Genomic DNA, 17,400 nt, shown 5'->3' on the forward strand with positions numbered 1-17,400 from the left:
GCTGCAGGTCGGTGGTCTCGGTGTCGAGGATGACCGCCACCCCGGGGGTGAGCATGCGCCGGGCGAAGCGGATCGCGCGACCGGCCGCGGAATGCAGTTGCATGTCCTCGCGGTAGGCGCGCACTGTCGCGTCGGCGGCGATCGCCGCCTCGACATCGCTGTGTTCCGGGCCGCCGTCGACGCGCTCCCAGTCGATCTCCCACACCTCTGCCGCCGGTGCCCACCAGCCCCACATCTCGATGCCGTGCTCGTCACCGAACCGCCGTAGGAACGAGCGGATCGCTTTGGCGCGGGTGGATTTGCGGCCACCGACCAGTTCCAGCAGCGGCGACGGCTGCCCCTTCGGGCAGGCCCGCACCCGCTCCCAGTCGATCTCGGGCCGTTGCAGCAACGCCAGCACATCCTTGGTGGCATACAGCGGCACCCGCACCTCCCGCGACCGGCCGACGCGCTTGCCGTGATGCTGCACCGGCCGCACCCACTCGGCCTCGACCGCGATGTCGAAATGGCGGCGCGCCACCGCGAGCACCTCGGCGGCCTCATCAGCGGTGAGCAGCCGCGCCAGCCGCACCCGCTCGACCAGCTCGGCGTCGGCGGCGAGCGCCTCCACATCGGCACGCCGCCAACGCCCCAACGGCCCTCGCTCCAGCTGCCGCCGCGCGGCCACCGTGAGCAGCTCCTCGCGCTTCCATCCCAGCAACTCGCACGCCTGCTCGGTGTCGAGCGACACCACCATCCATGCCTCGCGCTCGGTGATCACCGCCTCGACCGCCTCCGGCGCCAGGGCGTCGACCTCGGCGGGGAAATAGAGGTCGTGGCTGCGGCCGTTGGTGTTGTACGCCCACGCCACCCGCAGCTGGCCGACGCCGGCCAGCGCCTTGATGTCGTAGGCCTGCACCGGCAGGTCGAGACGTTCGGCGAGCCGCTCAGCGCAGCGCGTGGCCCCGAGCGGGTGTTCGGCACCCCACCTGCGCACGATCGTCGGTACGAGCGCCCGCACCTGCTCCACCTGGTCGGGCAGCCAGCCCCGCGCATGCCCCCGCGGGGGAAGCAGCCCCGCGTCGGCGGCGCGATCGAACTGCCAGCGCTGCAACCCGACCTCCTCGGCGAGCACCAGCGGACCGAGGTAAGCGCGGGCTGCGACCATGCGCGAATCCTCGCAGCCGCCACCGACAGGCTGGTCCCGCCTCTCGCCCCAGGCGTGGCCGAAGCCCGATCCAATGCCCCCAAATCGTGTGGGGGCGTGGGGTAGCCCGCCGCGACTGGTCCTCGATGCTGTCCAGTTCTCGCGCCTGCCTCGCGTATCCGGCTGCGGCGCAACCGCTTCCCGGTCGTGGGCCGACATCGACGCCGACCCCGCCATAAGAGTGCATATTATTGTATTGACTACACAAAGAGCGTTTTGTATATATACTGAAATATATAGACGTCATGGAGGGGATGTAGATGACGAGCCGGGAGCAGCGCATGGCGACCACCTTGACCGACCAGCAGCTACACCAACTGCGCGAGCAAGCGGCCTCACAGGCGCACGGGCCCATCGACTCGACACAGCTGCATCGAGTCGGAAAGTTCACACCGGGCCGCGTGGCCTGGGCGAGCGCGATCCTGGGCCGATCGTTCCCCGGGATCCGGGGGCTGTCCCGGCTGGAGCTGGCGTTGCTGGACTTGGCCGCCCACGCCGAACCCCACCCGCCTCAGCCGCCGCGCCCCGCGCCCACCCCCTCACCCCGCGAGATCGCCGCCGCCGAACACATCAAGGCCGCCCACGACGCCTGGATGGCGCTGGCGCAGAAGCTGCCGGTGAAGGTCGGAGTGGCCTACAACTACTCCGGGCCACGGCACCTCGCGACCTACCTCTCCGGCGCCGACCACATCATCCTCACCGAGCCGCTGAACGTCGGCCGCCTACACCGCAACCCGAACGCCTCGCTGTGCGAGACACCGTCGCGCGCGAGGAATTTGCATTTCAATCCCCCCGACGCTCCTGCGAAGCGCACCCCCACCTGCAAAGTCTGCCTGCGCACCGCCTACCGGATCGCCGGAACCACCCCCGCGCCTGCGCTGCTGTCCTTGCCGTCCAAGCAGGTCACCAGCCGCCGCTACCGCGCGCGATAGCCCGCGCCGCACCCTCACACGAAACTGATCCTCTGGACAGGCACCGATGACTCAACTGCTTTTGGATCTGCCCGAATTCACCACCCTCACAGCCCCGGCCCCGGACCTGCGCAAATACCACGGGATCATCTTCAACGGAAGCGCTGGGAAAGATTCCCAGGCCGCGCTCGAGATCACCATGCGCGCCGCGCGGGCCGCCGGAGTCGCTGACCGCGTCTACTACGTCCACGCGGACCTGGGCGAGATGGAATGGAGCGGTGTTCCGCAGTTGGCGAAGGAGCACGCCGACTACTACCGCATCCCCTTCATCACAGCACGCGCCACCGGCCTGGACCTGCTCGGCCGCATCGCCAAACGACGCATGTTCCCCGACGCCGGAAACCGTTACTGCACGTCGGATATGAAGCGCGGCCCCATCCGAACCGTGCACACCGCCGTCGCGAGGGAGATGCGCAAACGGTTCGGTGTCGCCCAAGCCCAGCTGCTGAACGTCATGGGCATGAGAGCCCAAGAGTCACCCGCGCGGCGGCGCCTGGTCCCCTTCTCCCACGACGGCAGCGCGAACTGCCCCTGCGTCTCGTGCCGACACAAAGTCGCCGCCGCAGCCCCGTATATCGCCCGCAAGCAGCCGGTCCCCGACCACCTCAAAGTCGGCTACGGCTCATCCAATACCGTCCGGAACGTCGACACATGGCTCCCAGTGCACCACCTGGTCACCGACCAAGTCTGGGAACTGATCGCCGAAGCCGGAACCCGCCCACACCCCGCCTATAGCTGGGGCCTGCCCAGACTCAGCTGCTCATTCTGCGTGTTGGCGTCCAAATCCGCGCTCATCCTCTCCGCCCAGCTGCGCCCCGACCTCGCCGCCCGCATCGCCAGGCTGGAAACCCAGATCGGCCACCGATTCCAGCACAAGCGGTCGATGGCCGACATCATCGCAGCCGCCGAACGCCAGAACGGACGGATCGAGCAGATCGAGGACTGGGTCGGCTGACCGCCCCACGGCTCCAGCGACCCAGCAGCGGCACCACCTTCTGCTGAATCGCCGGAACCGACCCGCCCTCCTCTCGACCCGCCCCCACAAAACCCGACTGCTTCGTTCACCCCCGGCACGCGCAGTGCCGACCACCGAACCCGGCCTCAGACAGGAGCCCCATGAACAGCACCGCCTTCACCGATCTCGGCAAGTACTTCCTCACCGACAACGACAAGGCCTATTTGCGAATTGATTTCGGTCGCGACGACGACACCGGCGTCGTGACCGTCGACCTGACGACCCCTGCCCTCGCGCGGGACGAGCCTGTGCGGGTCACGCTGAACGGCGCACTCGTCGCCGAGCGCAACCTCCCCGCTGCCCGCAAGCCCTGCGACTGCCCCGAGTCCTCGGAATCGGTCGTCGGCGGGGTCCACGTCCGCCACCACCAGGGGTGCCTGCACGGTGAGCCACGCCAATACATGTGGCAGTACGAGGGCCAGCTGTACACCGGCAACCTCGCCGACTACGCCCGCCACTGGGAAAACCTCGACCCCGAAGCCCAGCAAGCGCTCACCCGCACCGGCGACGAATTGCGCACCTGGGCCCCGGCTGACAGCTACCCGTTGTCCATCACCGGCGACATGGACAACGACTACTGGTTCCACTATCGCCTCTCGACCGGCGACGAATGGATCATCGTCGCCATCGACGGCCGCGCTGAGGAAGAAGGCCGCAGCCCCGACCACGCTCCGGCCGATCCCGACAATCCGATCTCGCACAACCCTGCGTTCGCTGCCCCGCCCGAGCTGCGCGGCTGCCTGATCGACGGCCGCCGCACCGCCGAGCAGGTGAACTCGGTCCTCGGCCGGCTCAGCGAACTATCCGGCCTCCGGCTGGTCTGTGTCTGGGAATTCGTCGACACCTACGGGTTCGCTGGCCACTCCAACTTCTACATCGCGACAAATGGTGAGGCACTGCGTCACCTGTCCGGTGACCTGGGGGACTGGCTCACCTTGCCCACCGACGACCCCGACTCCCCACAGACACCTGGCGATCCCGCCAGCTGGATCGACGCCGTGACCTGCGAGTTCACGACCACAGTCCTCGTCGGTGACGGCCTGCACAACTACGCCACCGAAGACCGGCGATAGCCCACGATCAACCAGGGCGCAGCCGAACTGATTTCGGTCCGCCACGCTCCCAGACGCGGCAATGACCGCAGCCAGGCGCCCCGGCTCGAGCCCAGCCACCACTGCCGCGCATGCGACACCCGAATTGCCGAAACTCCGGCCGCTCGCTGACTGCTCGAAGCCGACCGTCCATCCCCGGTCATCCGATCAACTCACCAACAGGAGAAGCCAATGCTCACTCCCACCGAAGCGGACAAATTCAACCGCGCCGCCGAATTCTTTCCCCAAACCCATGACGACAACCGGCCCGGCATCCAGGTCGCCGGAATCCTCGTCTTCGCCTACATCGACGACAGCGGCGTCGTTCGTGTCTCCGTCCACTTGGACACGACTGAGAACTCGGTACTCGACGCCCGCGGCCTGGTCCCACTCCGGATCGTCGTCGAGGACACCACCGTCTACGACGGCGAGCAGGATGCCGAGCAGACCCTGCACAACGGCCTTCCGGCCACACCGGCCGAAATTGTGTCCGACCACCCCGCGTCCGATGTCGAGGACCGCAAAATCGAATTGCGGGTCGACGACACGCTTCTGGCGAGACTCGCACACGAGCATCACGCCGAAGACGACTGGCCGGACACCAACCAGCAGTGGCGCAAACAATGGCTCGACACCGTCACCACCCTCATCAACCGTGCCCACGGCTATGACGGACTGCTGACGATGTCCACCCCCGCCGGGTGGCGTCGGCCCGCGATCGAGATCGTCTACGACATGATCGCCGACGCGTGCTCGGGCCCCGACGGAATCGCTCTACACCTGCGCACCGTCGACACCGGATCGGAGATCTGCACACGCCGCTATTTCAGCGTCGAGGACATGCAGTTCCTCACCGTCGACGGCCGAGTCGCCGACACCCCAGACATCGAAGCTGTCGTGCGCGGCTTGGTGTGTGACCTCGAAATGGAGATCAACAACCTCTACCGCGAGTTCGTGGGTTGATCTCACCCATGGTCGTGGGACCAGGCAGGAGCTGACTGCCTGGTTCCACGGCCACCAACCATACGACCGACAATTCGACACAAGGAGCCGGACATGGCACTGCGCGCAAGGCTGAGCGGAATCAGCTGCCACTTCGAACCCGACGAAATCGAATGCCTGGTCCGCACCGCCGCTGAAGCCCTCCATGGTCAACTCGACGACTTGAGCGAGCGTCAGCGCGAAGTGGCCGCCAGAGCATACGAGCACCTCCAAGATGAAATGCGGATGCACGACCCCGATGTGGCCGAAGCTGCACGCCAGGCCGTAATCGACGCGGCAACAGGATCTTTTACCACCACTGAAGACCTGCGTGCCTCGATGGCCGACGGCTACTCGGCGGGCGACGTCGAAAGAATCCTTGGACCGATCGGTCGGCAGGCGCGACTGCATCTGATCTGCATCTGGCAGTACTACTTCGACGCCAGCGACTGCTTCGGTGGCGACTCGAACTTCTACATCGAGGCCGACGGCCAGTTCTACGGACTGAGTGGCGGCCTGTGGGGATGGCTCAACCTGGCTGCGGGCGACCCTGACGCACCCGCGACTCCCGGCGAGCCCGCGAGCTGGGTTGGCAGTCTGTGCACCGAGGTGACGATGAACGACATCGAATTCATCGACGCCGACGAGTACAACTACGCGATCTACGTCATGTGATCCCCGATCCGCCGCCGCGCCGCCTCCTTCTAGAGCCGGGCCCGGCGACGAGCAGGCGGAGCTTGCGCCTCAGATCGCCGGGTGCCGTTCCGCGCCCAGCACCGCCTGCCGGATCGAGGAGATCGCGAACCGGGTCGGCTGACCGCCGACCCGCCCCCACGCTGCCGACTTCCCCCTCTTCTTCCCACTTCCACTGCGGACAACCAGATTCGAGGAGTTCACCATGGGCATCACCTGCGACTTCCGGGCCGAGATCACCATCCCCGCCCCCACCGAGGACACAGACCCGCTGCGGATCGCGGCCAGCCGCTTCCATCAGGACGGAGTGCTGGACGATCCGCTCACCGGCGCCGACCCCGACACGTTGCTGCGCGCCGTGATCGAGGCCATGAAGGACGCGATGTCGGATTTGTACTGGAACAGCAATGTCGAGGTCCACGGCACCCGCAACGCCGACGGCACCATCACTGTCACCGCCAAAGGCCAATGTGAAGGCAGCCAGCTGGAGCCCGGGTTCACCGGCCTCGCTGTCGCAGGCGCGACCGGAACCATCCACTGCAACGCCGACGATTCCTACGGTCCTGAGTCGATGGAGATCACCGAATGGGCTTGATGCCCCGGAATCCGTCTGACCAGGCCAGCGCGGCGGCAGGAACGTCCAGCAATCCCGGAAGGAAGCTTCACCGATGACCCAACTCGACCTGTTCGGCGAAGTGCTCGCGGCCGAACGGCAACAGCTCGCGGCCGGTAGGCAGCGCTCGGTCGAGGCGCTCACCTGCCTTCGGGACTCCGTCCCCACCGCCCTGGAAGTGGTCGCCACACTGCGATACCAGCGCACGCACGACACCACGACCCCTTGCGCCGGCGGGGACTGGGCGTACTGCGTGTGCAAGAGGGGACTGCGTTTCCAGGCCATCACCGAATGGCAGGGATGGAACCACCTGCCCGCCCACCTGCTGACCTGGGACGAGCTGGCCGCGCTGGTGGGAAACGATCCGCGCCGCGCCGAGATCACCGCGTGGATGGATGCCCTTCCACAACCGCGGTGGCAGCCACTGTCACGGCCGCATGAGCTGTGGCCCAACCCTGAGCAGTGGCATCCTGACCGCATCACCAGCGACCACCGCCACCCGCGGTGGCCCGCCCGCCTCCGCGCCTGGCAGCTCACCCTCGAACTGCTCACCGACGCCATCAACCAACTCAGCCCGACAGCAGTCCCTCAGTGACCCAGCACGAGCCCAGCCATGGACCAGCGAGGTGATCGCCACGCCCGCACCGCCGCCACCGCAGCAACATTCAGCAACCCCCCATCGAGAAAGGTGAAGAAGAGAAAAAGTGAGCGAATCTCAGGGAGGCGGTATCGCCCGCTATCAGGAGACGGCCCGCCCGGCTCACGCACCGCAGCAGCAGACCGGCGCGCGGGCGCCCGGCAGTGACCCCAAGGTGTTCGCAGCGTCGCGGGTACTGCTCGGGGTGATCGCCGCCGGCTACTTCGTCGTGTTCGACAGCAACGACCCCTACGGTTTGTCCGGAGTAGCTGTGCTCGTCGCCACCCCGGACCCGGACGACGAGTACGACCTGAATGACACGCTGAGCAGCGGCAGGCCCTACCACGGGGCCGAGGCAGTAGTGGAAGCTCGCCGGGGCCGCGGCGGAGCGCTGGAAGACTTCATCATCTCCGGCACCCCCTCACAGATGAACGCGGTCGGTATGGCGCTACCGCACTTCGCGCGGGCGACCAACGACCAGGAGCTGCTCACGGCCCTCGACGCCATCGCCAGGCAGCTGGAGACGAGCCGATGACGATGCGGCACGCACACCGGCCCTGGCGGCTCTCGCGGTACCTGGAGCAGACGAATCCGACTGAGCGGGTGATAGTTGCGCTGCGCTCGGCGAGGTGCCCGCACTGCCCCCAGTGCGGCGGCGACGGCGGATGGTGGACCGCCAGCGGCCCGCACGGCGACGACGACCCGGACTGGTGGGAATGCGACAAGTGCCGCCGCCCCCTGGCCACGGTCCGGTATCCGGGATGGCTGGACCGGGCGTTGCCCAGATCGCTGCTCCGCCGCGCCGACAGGTGCGTGGACACCGGCCCGCCGTTCTGACCGATCGCCACGCAGGCCCGCCCCGAACCCCCCCGGGGCGGGCCAATTTTTCCTACGTCAATGCCGCCGACTCACCGAGAAAGAGGGGGACCAGCAGCGGGTGCGGCGCCCAGCCGGTGGAAGCGATCGCCTCGCACCCGCTCCCGCGCCTTGACCCCGACCAGGCCGTCCCACGACCTCAACGGCTCCCGCATCACGGCTGACTGCTCCTGGAAGCCCCGACCGTTTCCCGGGTGGCCCGCCACCGCAGTCAGGGGGCCTCCGACTCGACGATTCTGACCGGCAGTGTCTCCAGGGCCAAAGCGACCGCGATCCCCACCCGATGGTGACCGTCCCACATCCGTTCCTCACCGGATTGCGGGTGGCGGCCGATCAGGACCGGGATCCTGACCCCCTGCCGCAGCACCTTCTGCATCAGCTCGGCCATCCTGTCCGAGTGGGTCTCCCACAACCAGCGGAGCTCGCACTGCCAGGAGTGCTCCGCACTGCCCACCTTCACCCGGGCGAGGATGTGGGGCAGCGTGTACTCGGTGACCGACCCCAGCTCGCGGTAGGGGTCGACGTAGGTGTCGGTGTCGCCGCTCATCGCCTTCCAGCTCCAAACCCGAGCAGCTGCCCGATGCGGAATCCGAGGTACCAGGCCACCAAAGCACGCACCGGCACCTCCCAGCGCGCGGCGAGATCACCCCAGCTCTCGTCGTAACACCCCAGCGCGTCAGCGACTTCGGCGCCGAGCGAATCCAGGACCTCACCGGGGTACACATCGCAGCGGCCGGTGGCGTACATCGCGGTCGCCGCATGCCGCCGAAAGACACGCGGCCCCCTGCGCCGGCCGCTGCGCCACGACGCGACCTCCAGCCGCACCCGATGCACCGGTCCCGCCGCCTGGTGCTCGACCCCGTCGGCGGTCACATACCAGATGCCCACCACCACATCGGCATCCCAGCCCCACGGGAAACGGGTTTCCGCCAGGTCGTACCCGGCACCGGAGCCACGGCCGGGCTCGACGACGGCGGAGATGTCGCCATCGAGCAGACCGGACGCCACAAGCACCTCCTCCTCCCCCAACCGTCCCAGTGTCTGCGGCGAGAACCGTTGACCGACAGCCAGGAGAGCAGCGCTGATATCTCTCGCCACGACCTGCTGCTCCCGTCCACGACCGTGCCCGCGACCGGTGTCACGGCTACGCCGATGCCTGCTGGGGCCGCCGACCAACCGCAAGATGCCGCGCCGAGCGGGGTTGTTCGTGTCTTCCTCACCCGGTCGGGGCGGGTTCTGCTCGTGCACTCGTCTTCTCGTCTTTCGTGTCAGGCGGCCGTCGTGGCGACCTGATGCGCCGGCGATCCGGTCAGCAGCTCCTCGGGGATGCCGTTGGCGAACAGCTCGTCAGGGATGGGGGCGGTGGGCAGCGGATTCAACCTCTCGGTGTGCCCCTTGCGCGGGTTGCAGCACTTGAACGGGCCGTCGTAGGCGAACAGCTTCGCCATGTGCGGATCGGCGTGGTCCAGCATCCACGCGCTGACCCCCTCCTCGCCGCGGGTGTGCAACAACAACTCGTACGTCCGCCAGATCACGGTCAGCCGCACCATCGCCTCCGGGTGCTTCCACGGCTCCGGGCACCAGACACATTCCGGGTTGTCGTTGACCTCACGGCGGTAGACGTTCGTCAGGAAATCGCGCAAGAACATCCCCAACGACGGGTAACTCTGGAAGCCTTCGCTCGGATCGAAATTCATTGCTCGCTCTTGTCTTTCGGGTCGATGGTCGCCTGGTGGAGGATCAGCTCGCAGCCTCAACCGGCGCCGCGGCGGCCAGGACATCGAACGCCGAGGGAACCTGGCCCGCGAACAGGTCCCGGTACAGGAACTGCGCGGTCACATGCGCGGTGTACGCCTGGTCGCACTCGTCGTGCCAGCGGTCATAGGCTGCGCCGTAGGTGTAGGGCTCGTGGTCAAGCACATCCTTCAAATGCGCGTTCGCCGAAACCAATTGGCCGGCCGCGGCGACCTGCTCGCGGGTGTAGAGGTTGTCGATGCGGCGCAGGGCAGGTTCCCACTGCCGCCAATCCTCAGGGCAGTGCACACGGAACCGGTGCTCGCCGATGGCGAGGATGTCCCCGTGGAGGATGCGGCACGCGATGGCGCCGGAGGAGTGGCCGTAGGGCTGGCCGTACAGGAACGCGGTGCCGTGTTCGGCGTTGTAGCTGATCAGCATGTGGCCGGGCATGCCGCAGCGGCCACGGGACATGCCGTAGTAGACGGGGGTGATGGCGCGCGGGGCGCCGGTGCTGTCCTGCTCGTCGGCGAGGGCGATGGTGTGAGTGCTCATGTCCGGCTCCGATCCGGTGAGGTGATGGCATAGGGGGTGGCCCCCGTGCGCCGCCGGAGATCAGCTCAGCAGCGCACGAAGGTCGGTCAGGGTCGGCCGTAGGCGGTGGTCACGGTCGTGGCTTCCGGTGGCTGGCGCAGGATCTCGTTGCGCTGGTCCCACGCGGTGCAGTGGCGCCGCAGGACACCGTCCTCACCGCGCACAGTGATCGCCCACGGCATGTCGAACGCCGCTGTTTCGATCGCGACCACCGTGTCCACCGAACCGGTGTCGTAGCTGCGGTAGACACCGCCGACGCGCCGCGGCCCGATCCCCTCCACCACCGCAGTGGGATGCACCGGAAACGTCCGCGCACCACAGATCACGCATTCGGCGGTGTACATGTCCCGCCGCGAGAACTCGGGGTGCACGCACAGCCGCGTAGCGCACGAGACGCATTCGCTGATGTACAAACCCACCCACGCCCGCTCGAGATGCAGGCAGAACTTCGGTGCCAACGCGACCCTCATCGCGGTTCTCCTCATGGTCTGTGGTCAGCGGGTGGTGGCCGCGGTGATCAGCGCCAGGCGCTCGGGGGTGAGCGTGTAGACGTTGCCGTCCGCCCAGCCCATCGGCACGCCGCGGGAAGCGAAGAAGGCCGTGACGACCTCGGCGATGTCCTGGAAGTTCACCCGCCCCACCGCTGCTCCCGGTCGGTCCTGCCTCTGCAGATGGCGGTAGAGGACCTCCTCGAGTGCCTCGACCGTGATCATCTCAAGGGGCGAGCCCGCGCCGGTGTCGCTGCCCGGGCGGAGGTAGGTGAACTCCGCATCGGCGACATGGACGGCAGCCCTCAGCTGGCCGTCGTCGCCGAGCTCGAAGAAGTTCGCGAAGGTGACGTCGCCGGTGGGGGAGATCTGGTGAACGCTGACCACCCCGCGCAGGGGAAGCCGGTCACGCAGGTGCGGGGAGCTGGTGCCGGTGAGCGTGACCAGCAGCCGGGCGCCGACAGCGCCGACGCCTTCGGTGAGGTGGATACGGGAACGGTCAGCGGTGGTGTGCACAACTCTCCTATCGGTGGAGTCGGTCGATGGTCAGTGGGTCAGGGGCGCGGGAAGCGGCGACACCCGGAACGGCAGATACTCGCCGCTGGCGGTGATCGTGGTGACCTGATCGGGCTGCGTGTACCCCGACGGGTTGGCCTCGGGGAAGTTCCGGATCCTCGTCCCGAGGGCCGCCACGGCGGCCTGGTCGCCGCGGCAAGCGAACGCGAAAGTCGTCGACAGCATCGCCTGAAGCCGCCGCGGCAAGCTCTCAGTGGTGGTCAGCACGACCGCGATGCCGTACTGAGCTCCGTGCGCGAGCAGATCGAGCACGGCCCCGGTGTTGGCCTCAGCCAACGCGTTGCGGGCCCGGGCGGCAGCGCTGCGCCCGGGAGTGCGGGCCAGCAGCGTGGTGTAGCTGTCGATGACGGCCACGACCAGCGGCCATTCGACAGTCGGCCCCACCCGCCAGAAGTCGGTGACACCGAGCCCACAGCGCGGGTCGCTCATCCTCTCAGCGCGCTGCCGCCGCAGCTGCACCAGCCCGGCGAGCACCTCGTTGGCCTGATCGAAGTTGTCCCCGGTCATCGCCACCCGCCTGCCACCGGCCAGGACACCGTAGTCACCAGCGAACGGGTTGGGGTTCTTGCCATCGAGCACGACGCACTGCACGGTCGGGTCAGGCACCAGCTGACTCAGCAGCGACAACACGAACGCCGAAGTGCCGAGGCGGCCGTGGACACCGACACCGGAGGTGGTGGCGAGGTCCAGCGTGACCGGTTCACCGGAGTGGTCGCGGCCGCACCACAGCGGCGGGTAGCTCTTGCGCGCCAGCGACGGATTCACCGCAGCGTTCGCGGCGACGCTCTGCAACCGCAGCCGCACCTCCCCGGTGTCGAGTTGTTCGGCCACCACCCGTTCGACCCGCCACTTGTCGGCGAGATCGCGGCAGTGGGGACGGATCTTGCGCACCCCGATCCCGGTCGCGGTGCGCAGCACGACGGTGACTCCCATGGTGTCGATGCGGATGCGGCGGATATGGGGGAACTGTCCGCGGTGACGCCCACGGCGCACGCGCAACTGCAGATCCTTCGCCACCCGCGGCCAGCCGCACAGCACCCGCACAGCCAGCCACGCGGTGCGCCGCTGCGCCGCGTCGTTCGCGCGCACCAGCCGCCATGTCACCCGCGCCCACGAGCCGATACCGCCGTAGTAGTCCACGACGGCGGCCGCGAACACCAGCACGGCCAGAAGGACTCCGGCGACTCCGATCTCGGCCGGCAGGGGGAGCGGGGAGAGGTTCATCATCAAGCCTTCCTGGAAAGCGATATATTACAGTCTATATAAGAAACGCTCTTTATTACAAGAGCTACATAAAACGACTTCCATTGAAGGAAGGGGGAGGTCACGACCCCCTGGACGCATCCACCCCTTCCGCCCCTTCCACCCTGGAAACCGGCCTTCCACCCCTTCCACCCCTTCCACCCTGGGGGTGGAAGGGGGGAGGAAACCGGGGAGGACGGGTGGAACCTTCCATGACCACCCAGGGAAGGAAGGGGGCCCGGAACCCGGCATCTCCCCCGCGATTCAGACCAAAATTTCGTCCAAACGCATGGTGCAAAGGGTGTGCCATCGTATACCCCAGGGGGGTGTATGTGGTTGAGGAGGTTCCGGTGCACGATCCGCGACATCCACCCGGGGGACATCCGCTCTCGTGAATCGCTCACACGGGAATCACCGGGATTCGTCATCACGCACACCACGCGAACCTCCCGCCTTCGACACAACCCAGCGCACAGACCCCCTCCGGCCGAGAGAAACGCACAGCCAGGCGAAAGCGAGCAGACGCCACAGCCCCCGTCGGGCGGGTACACCGCCGCACCGCGCCCCAGAAATCCGCCTACGCACCCGCGGCGCTGAACTCCGGCGCCCCCTGGGTCAGGCGGCGCGCAGCCTCGCGGCGGAGCCGTCCGCGCCGCGGGGAGCCACCTCGACCTATCTCGAATCCACCCGCGTCCACCCGCGTCCACCCCTCGACCGGGAGGGCGTCCACCCCTTCCGCCGGCAACCCCCGGACGCCGAGAGGGCCGGTGGGAAGCGCTCCGGAGCGGCGGCCGCCGCCAGTGGAAGAAACGGAACGAACCCCCAGATTGATATAATGCAATCATGCTAGCAACCGCTTCGGTGTACCCTGCCGAGCGCACACCGACTTGGACGACAGCCACGCCATGAAGCCGACCATCCCCCTCCCCACCTCCACGGTCGTCACCCGCCTCGCCGTCACCGTGGCCGGCGGAGCAGCGGTCAACGCCTTCATCCCCGTCCTCGCCTCCCCCGTCACCGGCGCGCTCGGCGCCCTGATGGCGATCTGCGCCGCAGGCGGCTACCACGCAATCAGCTCCGGCCTCGCCACCCCCGAAGACATCGAATCCGGCACCGCCGCCCAACAACAGGTGGAACGGATGGCCGAGCTCTACAGCTACGACCCCGTCGCCGCCACCGCGGTCAACTTCCTCCTCCAGCCCGCGTTCGCCCGCGACACCTGGTGCGGACTCACGCTCGGCAGCAAGACCGACGGGATCTGGCCCACCCTCGAACCCGGCACCGAATACGACGGACTCGAACCCGGCAAGCCCGACCCCGGCTTCATCATCACTCCCCAGGGCGCCCGTGTCCGGCTACGCACACCGCACCCTTACACCAACCCCTCCCTCTACTTCAGCGCGCTCCCCGCCCTCGCCAACAGCCTCGGCGTCGACGACATCGCCATCGTCAAACACCGCAACGGCATCCTCACCCTCGACCTCGTCACCCGAAACCCCCTCTCCGACACCGTCCCCCTGCCCCTCCCGGAAGAGCCGCCGAACCTCCAAGCCCTCGACGTCGGCCGCCGCGTGGACGGCGGTGAGTTCCGCATGCAGATCCGCGGCACCCACCTGCTGCTCGCCGGACTCACCGGCGCCGGAAAGTCCTCAGGCCTGTGGTCGATCATCGCCGGACTCGCCCCCTCCGTCCGCGACGGCCTGGTCCAGCTGCACGTCATCGACCTCAAACGCGGCCAGGAAATGGCCGCGGGCTACCGCCTGTTCACCAACTTCGCCTACCTCATCCCCGACGCCCTCATGCTGCTGCAGGACCTGGTCCACAAGGTCCTGCACACGCGCGCCGACGCCGCCCGCGAAGAGGGAATGCGCACCGGAATCGGCGACAGGAAGCACTCGCCCACCCGCGAGGCTCCCCACCACGTCGTCATCATCGACGAGGTCATGGCACTGCTGCTCATCCCCGGCAAGAGCGCCACCGTCGACATCATCGACGAGAACGGCGAACCCAAGTCGGTGAAGGTCATCGAATACGCCACCCAGCTGTTGATCGAGCTGCTCACCCAGGCGCGATCGGTCGGCATCACCATCGTTATGGCCACCCAGAACGCCGCCAAAGCCGTGTTCGACCTGCTGCGTGACCTCGTGCCCTCCCGCGCCGGCATGCGCATGCCCAGCAGCGAGCAGGAGACGATGATGTTCGGCCACGGCGCCCGCGAACGCGGCGCTCGCTGCACCGAGATCGGCATCGACGAAGCCGGAACCGTCTACGTGGAGACCGAAGACGACATCACCATCCGCCGCGCCCGCTTCTACTACGTCGGCAAAGAACAGATCAAAGCCCTGGGCGACTACTACGCCCCGCCAGGAGCCGAACACCGCCACTCCCGTCCCATCGCGGGACACGAGGAGAAAAACACGGCACCACCTGAGCACGACGACGAACACAAAGAGACCTCAGCGGCAGACGGCGGCAAAATCGTTCCCTTCCGCCACCCCGAACGAGGGGGAAACAAAACGAAACGGACACCCGCGGACTTTCGTCCCCCAAGAACAGCGGGGGGAATGGGGGGGAAACCATCTGCGCTGGTCCGACGTGCAAGAACATCGTGATCCCCGAATCCGGCGGCCGCCCCCGCAAGTACTGCTCGGACGCCTGCAAACGGGCCGCATTTAGAGCCCGCCACGCCGAACCCGCCGAAGACGCCTGATCGGGCCCACATGCTCGCATCCGGGAAGCCCTCCTGACGACGGAACACTCCCGGACGCGAGCACAATATCCCCGAACCCCCGCGTGGAGCTAGCCCAACACGCCAGGATCCACGACATACACCGCGTACACCTGACCATCGGCATCCTCGCCCACCGCGCCGGAGAGATCCACTGCGATGATCTTCCGGCTCTCCAGCTCGTTGAGTGCCCGCACATCCTGCCCGGACGGCTTGCTGCTCCCGATCCGCCACTCCTTGCCCGATCCGCGATGGCGAACCACTCGCCTGACCGCCCCCCTATGCACCTCCGCCGCGATCCGCTGCTCCCGGTCTCCCTTCAGCCGAGCCGCCGACGTGTCGCCCGACGCCCGCACCGGCGACGGGGACGCCGGCCGAGGACCCGCCGCACCGCCGAGCCGAGCCCCGATTCGCTCGTAGGCCTGCTGAATCATGCGATCGGCGCGATCCTGGGCCGCGTCCCGCACCCGGTCCAGCTCTTGCCGGTGCTCCTTACCCGCCACAAGCAGCGCCTGCTGAAGTTCCCTGCACTGCTGCTTCGTCTCCTCGAGCTCGCTCTGCAGCACCTTGGCCGCCCCCTCGGCGTTCTCCCGCGCCGTCCGCGCCTCACCCGCCTCCCGCTGCGCCGCCGCCACAGCCGACTCGCACTCCGCGGCCACCCGCTCCATCTCCTTGCGGGCCTGCTGCGCCGCCGAATCTGATTCCGCAGCACGCTGTTCCGCCTCGGCGACCTGCTCCAGAATGGCTGCCATGCGCCTCTCGAACTCGACCGAGACCGCATCGACCTCCGCCCGGACCGTTGCGACCGAACGGACCGCCTCGGTGAGCCGATCCACCATCGGCGTCAGCGCCGCGCGTACCCGGTCGACCGGATCCGCCGCCTGCTCGGAACCCGAATCCCCCTCCACCGCAGTAGGTTCGGACTCCTCCGCACGCACGTCGGAAACCGGCTCCACTGCCTGAGGAGCCTGCTCCGCCTTTCCCCTCGACGGAGGAGTCGCCGATACCGGATGCGCCGCAAGCGGTATCACAACCGGCCGGGGAGGCAGTGTCACGGCTGCCAGCGACGCCGCGAGCGGGTCGCTCAGATCCCCAGAGACGACGGTAGAAGATCGGTTGGACCGCAACGTATCCCGCCGCTTGGCCGCGTGCCGGGAGGTGTGTGTGTAGGTGACCCCTGCATCCGCGCAGAATGCGCAAGGCTCATCCTGCGGCTGGTCGCCCACGCAGTACTTGCGGCCTCGCCCAGTGTCACCGGGCTTGAACACCGGATGCCCGCACAACCGAGGCACCCACAGTCGGACGCCCTCCGGCAGAACAGTGTCCACCGGGATCGGCGCCTTGCCCCCCAGCCCGAGCTGCTGTCGCAACCGATTCCACAACTCCGGAAACGCCCACCCCAGTTCCGTCTCCGCCTCCTCGACCGGCAGTGGGAGTACCTCTACCCCCTGCACGGGTGCGGGCGCAGGAAAGACCGCCTCCGCGATCGACGCCACCGTGTCCCCCCGTTCCACAACGACCCGCTCGTCGTCCTTCAGCTCCAGCCAGTACCGGCAGGGCAGCAACGTTCCAGCGCCCTCTGTCCCACTTCCTTCGGTCACCGCCATGGTTCCCCTCCTTTCGTTCCCGCAACCGACCATTTCCCCCTTACTGTACCAGCGGGAAAGGGGAAAAAGAAGGGGGGAAAAGGGTGTGTTGCGGGGGGAAATGGTGTAGACTGGATACAGCAGGGGGGAAACGAGAGAAGGCAGCGAGCGGAGGAAACCGAGATGAAGCCGAAGAACCCGAATAAACCCCCAGGTCAGCGGGGGTGATTGACCAGGAAGGCCCTGTACGGTACGGTCCCCACCATGACTGGACGCCGCCGGGGTACCCCCCACCCCATTCCCTCGTTTCCCCCTCAGGGGGAAACGATAGGGGGAAAACGAATCCCCCCTACTGGGGGAATATATTCCCCCGATAGGGGGGATTCGTT

Annotated in this window: 21 protein-coding genes; 11 read left to right on the forward strand and 10 right to left on the reverse strand. The window is 67.6% G+C overall.

The genetic code is table 11. The features are described 5' to 3' along the window. The coding region (locus tag ON27_RS40280) for a hypothetical protein (protein ID WP_218003079.1) at window positions 1–1,147 on the reverse strand (1,147 nt) is incomplete at its 3' end. Window positions 1,148–1,446: 299 nt separating this feature from the next. Here ON27_RS40280 and ON27_RS31875 point away from each other — a divergent pair. The 5 genes from ON27_RS31875 to ON27_RS31895 all read left to right on the forward strand — a co-directional run bounded on the left by ON27_RS31875 (window position 1,447) and on the right by ON27_RS31895 (window position 5,919). Beyond that, on the forward strand, window positions 1,447–2,118 hold the full coding sequence (locus ON27_RS31875; RefSeq protein ID WP_157227520.1) for a DUF8336 domain-containing protein: 672 nt from the start codon (window positions 1,447–1,449) through the stop codon (window positions 2,116–2,118). A gap of 46 nt (window positions 2,119–2,164) precedes the next feature. Further along, a complete protein-coding gene (locus ON27_RS31880; protein ID WP_043736002.1) occupies window positions 2,165–3,112 on the forward strand; it encodes an adenine nucleotide alpha hydrolase family protein in 948 nt (315 codons plus the stop codon). Between the two features lie 161 nt (window positions 3,113–3,273). Beyond that, window positions 3,274–4,245, forward strand: a complete 972-nt coding sequence (locus ON27_RS31885; protein WP_043736004.1) for a hypothetical protein — start codon at window positions 3,274–3,276, stop codon at window positions 4,243–4,245. A gap of 210 nt (window positions 4,246–4,455) precedes the next feature. After that, window positions 4,456–5,226 (forward strand): hypothetical protein, encoded by a 771-nt coding sequence (locus ON27_RS31890; RefSeq protein WP_043736005.1) that lies wholly within the window; start codon window positions 4,456–4,458, stop codon window positions 5,224–5,226. A 93-nt stretch (window positions 5,227–5,319) separates the two neighbouring features. Further along, window positions 5,320–5,919 (forward strand): hypothetical protein, encoded by a 600-nt coding sequence (locus tag ON27_RS31895; protein ID WP_043736006.1) that lies wholly within the window; start codon window positions 5,320–5,322, stop codon window positions 5,917–5,919. Between the two features lie 69 nt (window positions 5,920–5,988). On the opposite strand, the gene ON27_RS43420 is transcribed toward ON27_RS31895, so the two are convergent. Beyond that, window positions 5,989–6,144, reverse strand: coding sequence for a hypothetical protein (locus tag ON27_RS43420; RefSeq protein ID WP_157227522.1), 156 nt, complete (start codon window positions 6,142–6,144; stop codon window positions 5,989–5,991). On the opposite strand from ON27_RS43420, the gene ON27_RS31900 reads away from it, so the two are divergent. The 4 genes from ON27_RS31900 to ON27_RS31915 all read left to right on the forward strand — a co-directional run bounded on the left by ON27_RS31900 (window position 6,143) and on the right by ON27_RS31915 (window position 8,024). Beyond that, window positions 6,143–6,532 (forward strand): hypothetical protein, encoded by a 390-nt coding sequence (locus tag ON27_RS31900; protein WP_043736007.1) that lies wholly within the window; start codon window positions 6,143–6,145, stop codon window positions 6,530–6,532. The genes ON27_RS43420 and ON27_RS31900 overlap by 2 nt on opposite strands. A 73-nt stretch (window positions 6,533–6,605) precedes the next feature. Then, entirely contained in the window at window positions 6,606–7,145 is a 540-nt protein-coding gene (locus tag ON27_RS31905) for a hypothetical protein (protein ID WP_043736008.1), read from the forward strand. Window positions 7,146–7,254: 109 nt separating this feature from the next. Next, the gene (locus ON27_RS31910) at window positions 7,255–7,722 is read left to right on the forward strand and encodes a hypothetical protein (RefSeq protein WP_043736010.1); all 468 of its coding nucleotides are present in this window, start codon (window positions 7,255–7,257) and stop codon (window positions 7,720–7,722) included. Next, on the forward strand, window positions 7,719–8,024 hold the full coding sequence (locus ON27_RS31915) for a hypothetical protein (protein WP_157227524.1): 306 nt from the start codon (window positions 7,719–7,721) through the stop codon (window positions 8,022–8,024). Before ON27_RS31910 ends, ON27_RS31915 begins: the two co-directional genes overlap by 4 nt. Window positions 8,025–8,274: 250 nt before the next feature. Here the strand turns inward: ON27_RS31915 and ON27_RS31920 are convergent, their stop codons facing one another. The 7 genes from ON27_RS31920 to ON27_RS31950 all read right to left on the reverse strand — a co-directional run bounded on the left by ON27_RS31920 (window position 8,275) and on the right by ON27_RS31950 (window position 12,682). Then, window positions 8,275–8,610 (reverse strand): ParB N-terminal domain-containing protein, encoded by a 336-nt coding sequence (locus ON27_RS31920; protein WP_043736013.1) that lies wholly within the window; start codon window positions 8,608–8,610, stop codon window positions 8,275–8,277. Then, the gene (locus tag ON27_RS31925; RefSeq protein ID WP_157227527.1) at window positions 8,607–9,077 is read right to left on the reverse strand and encodes a hypothetical protein; all 471 of its coding nucleotides are present in this window, start codon (window positions 9,075–9,077) and stop codon (window positions 8,607–8,609) included. Before ON27_RS31925 ends, ON27_RS31920 begins: the two co-directional genes overlap by 4 nt. Before the next feature lie 254 nt (window positions 9,078–9,331). Further along, window positions 9,332–9,760 (reverse strand): DUF4913 domain-containing protein, encoded by a 429-nt coding sequence (locus tag ON27_RS31930; protein ID WP_063711405.1) that lies wholly within the window; start codon window positions 9,758–9,760, stop codon window positions 9,332–9,334. Between the two features lie 43 nt (window positions 9,761–9,803). Next, window positions 9,804–10,352 carry a hypothetical protein gene (locus tag ON27_RS31935; RefSeq protein WP_043736016.1) on the reverse strand — a complete coding sequence of 183 codons (549 nt, stop codon included), beginning with the start codon at window positions 10,350–10,352 and terminating at the stop codon, window positions 9,804–9,806. A gap of 86 nt (window positions 10,353–10,438) precedes the next feature. Then, window positions 10,439–10,861: a hypothetical protein gene (locus ON27_RS31940; RefSeq protein WP_043736017.1), complete on the reverse strand. Its 423-nt coding sequence runs from the start codon at window positions 10,859–10,861 to the stop codon at window positions 10,439–10,441. Window positions 10,862–10,885: 24 nt separating this feature from the next. Then, window positions 10,886–11,395 carry a hypothetical protein gene (locus ON27_RS31945; RefSeq protein ID WP_043736019.1) on the reverse strand — a complete coding sequence of 170 codons (510 nt, stop codon included), beginning with the start codon at window positions 11,393–11,395 and terminating at the stop codon, window positions 10,886–10,888. Between the two features lie 30 nt (window positions 11,396–11,425). Further along, window positions 11,426–12,682, reverse strand: a complete 1,257-nt coding sequence (locus ON27_RS31950; RefSeq protein ID WP_043736021.1) for a hypothetical protein — start codon at window positions 12,680–12,682, stop codon at window positions 11,426–11,428. Between the two features lie 920 nt (window positions 12,683–13,602). Between ON27_RS31950 and ON27_RS40285 the strand changes: the two genes are divergently transcribed. Beyond that, window positions 13,603–15,309, forward strand: coding sequence for an FtsK/SpoIIIE domain-containing protein (locus ON27_RS40285; protein WP_157227528.1), 1,707 nt, complete (start codon window positions 13,603–13,605; stop codon window positions 15,307–15,309). After that, entirely contained in the window at window positions 15,306–15,407 is a 102-nt protein-coding gene (locus ON27_RS45965; protein ID WP_373282805.1) for a hypothetical protein, read from the forward strand. Before ON27_RS40285 ends, ON27_RS45965 begins: the two co-directional genes overlap by 4 nt. Window positions 15,408–15,496: 89 nt before the next feature. Here ON27_RS45965 and ON27_RS31960 read toward each other — a convergent pair whose 3' ends face one another. Continuing rightward, complete coding sequence (locus ON27_RS31960) at window positions 15,497–16,651, reverse strand: hypothetical protein (protein ID WP_157227530.1); 1,155 nt, start codon at window positions 16,649–16,651, stop codon at window positions 15,497–15,499. Between the last annotated feature and the right edge of the window lie 749 nt (window positions 16,652–17,400).

The organism is Nocardia asiatica NBRC 100129 (assembly GCF_000308415.1).
Classification (GTDB): domain Bacteria; phylum Actinomycetota; class Actinomycetes; order Mycobacteriales; family Mycobacteriaceae; genus Nocardia; species Nocardia asiatica.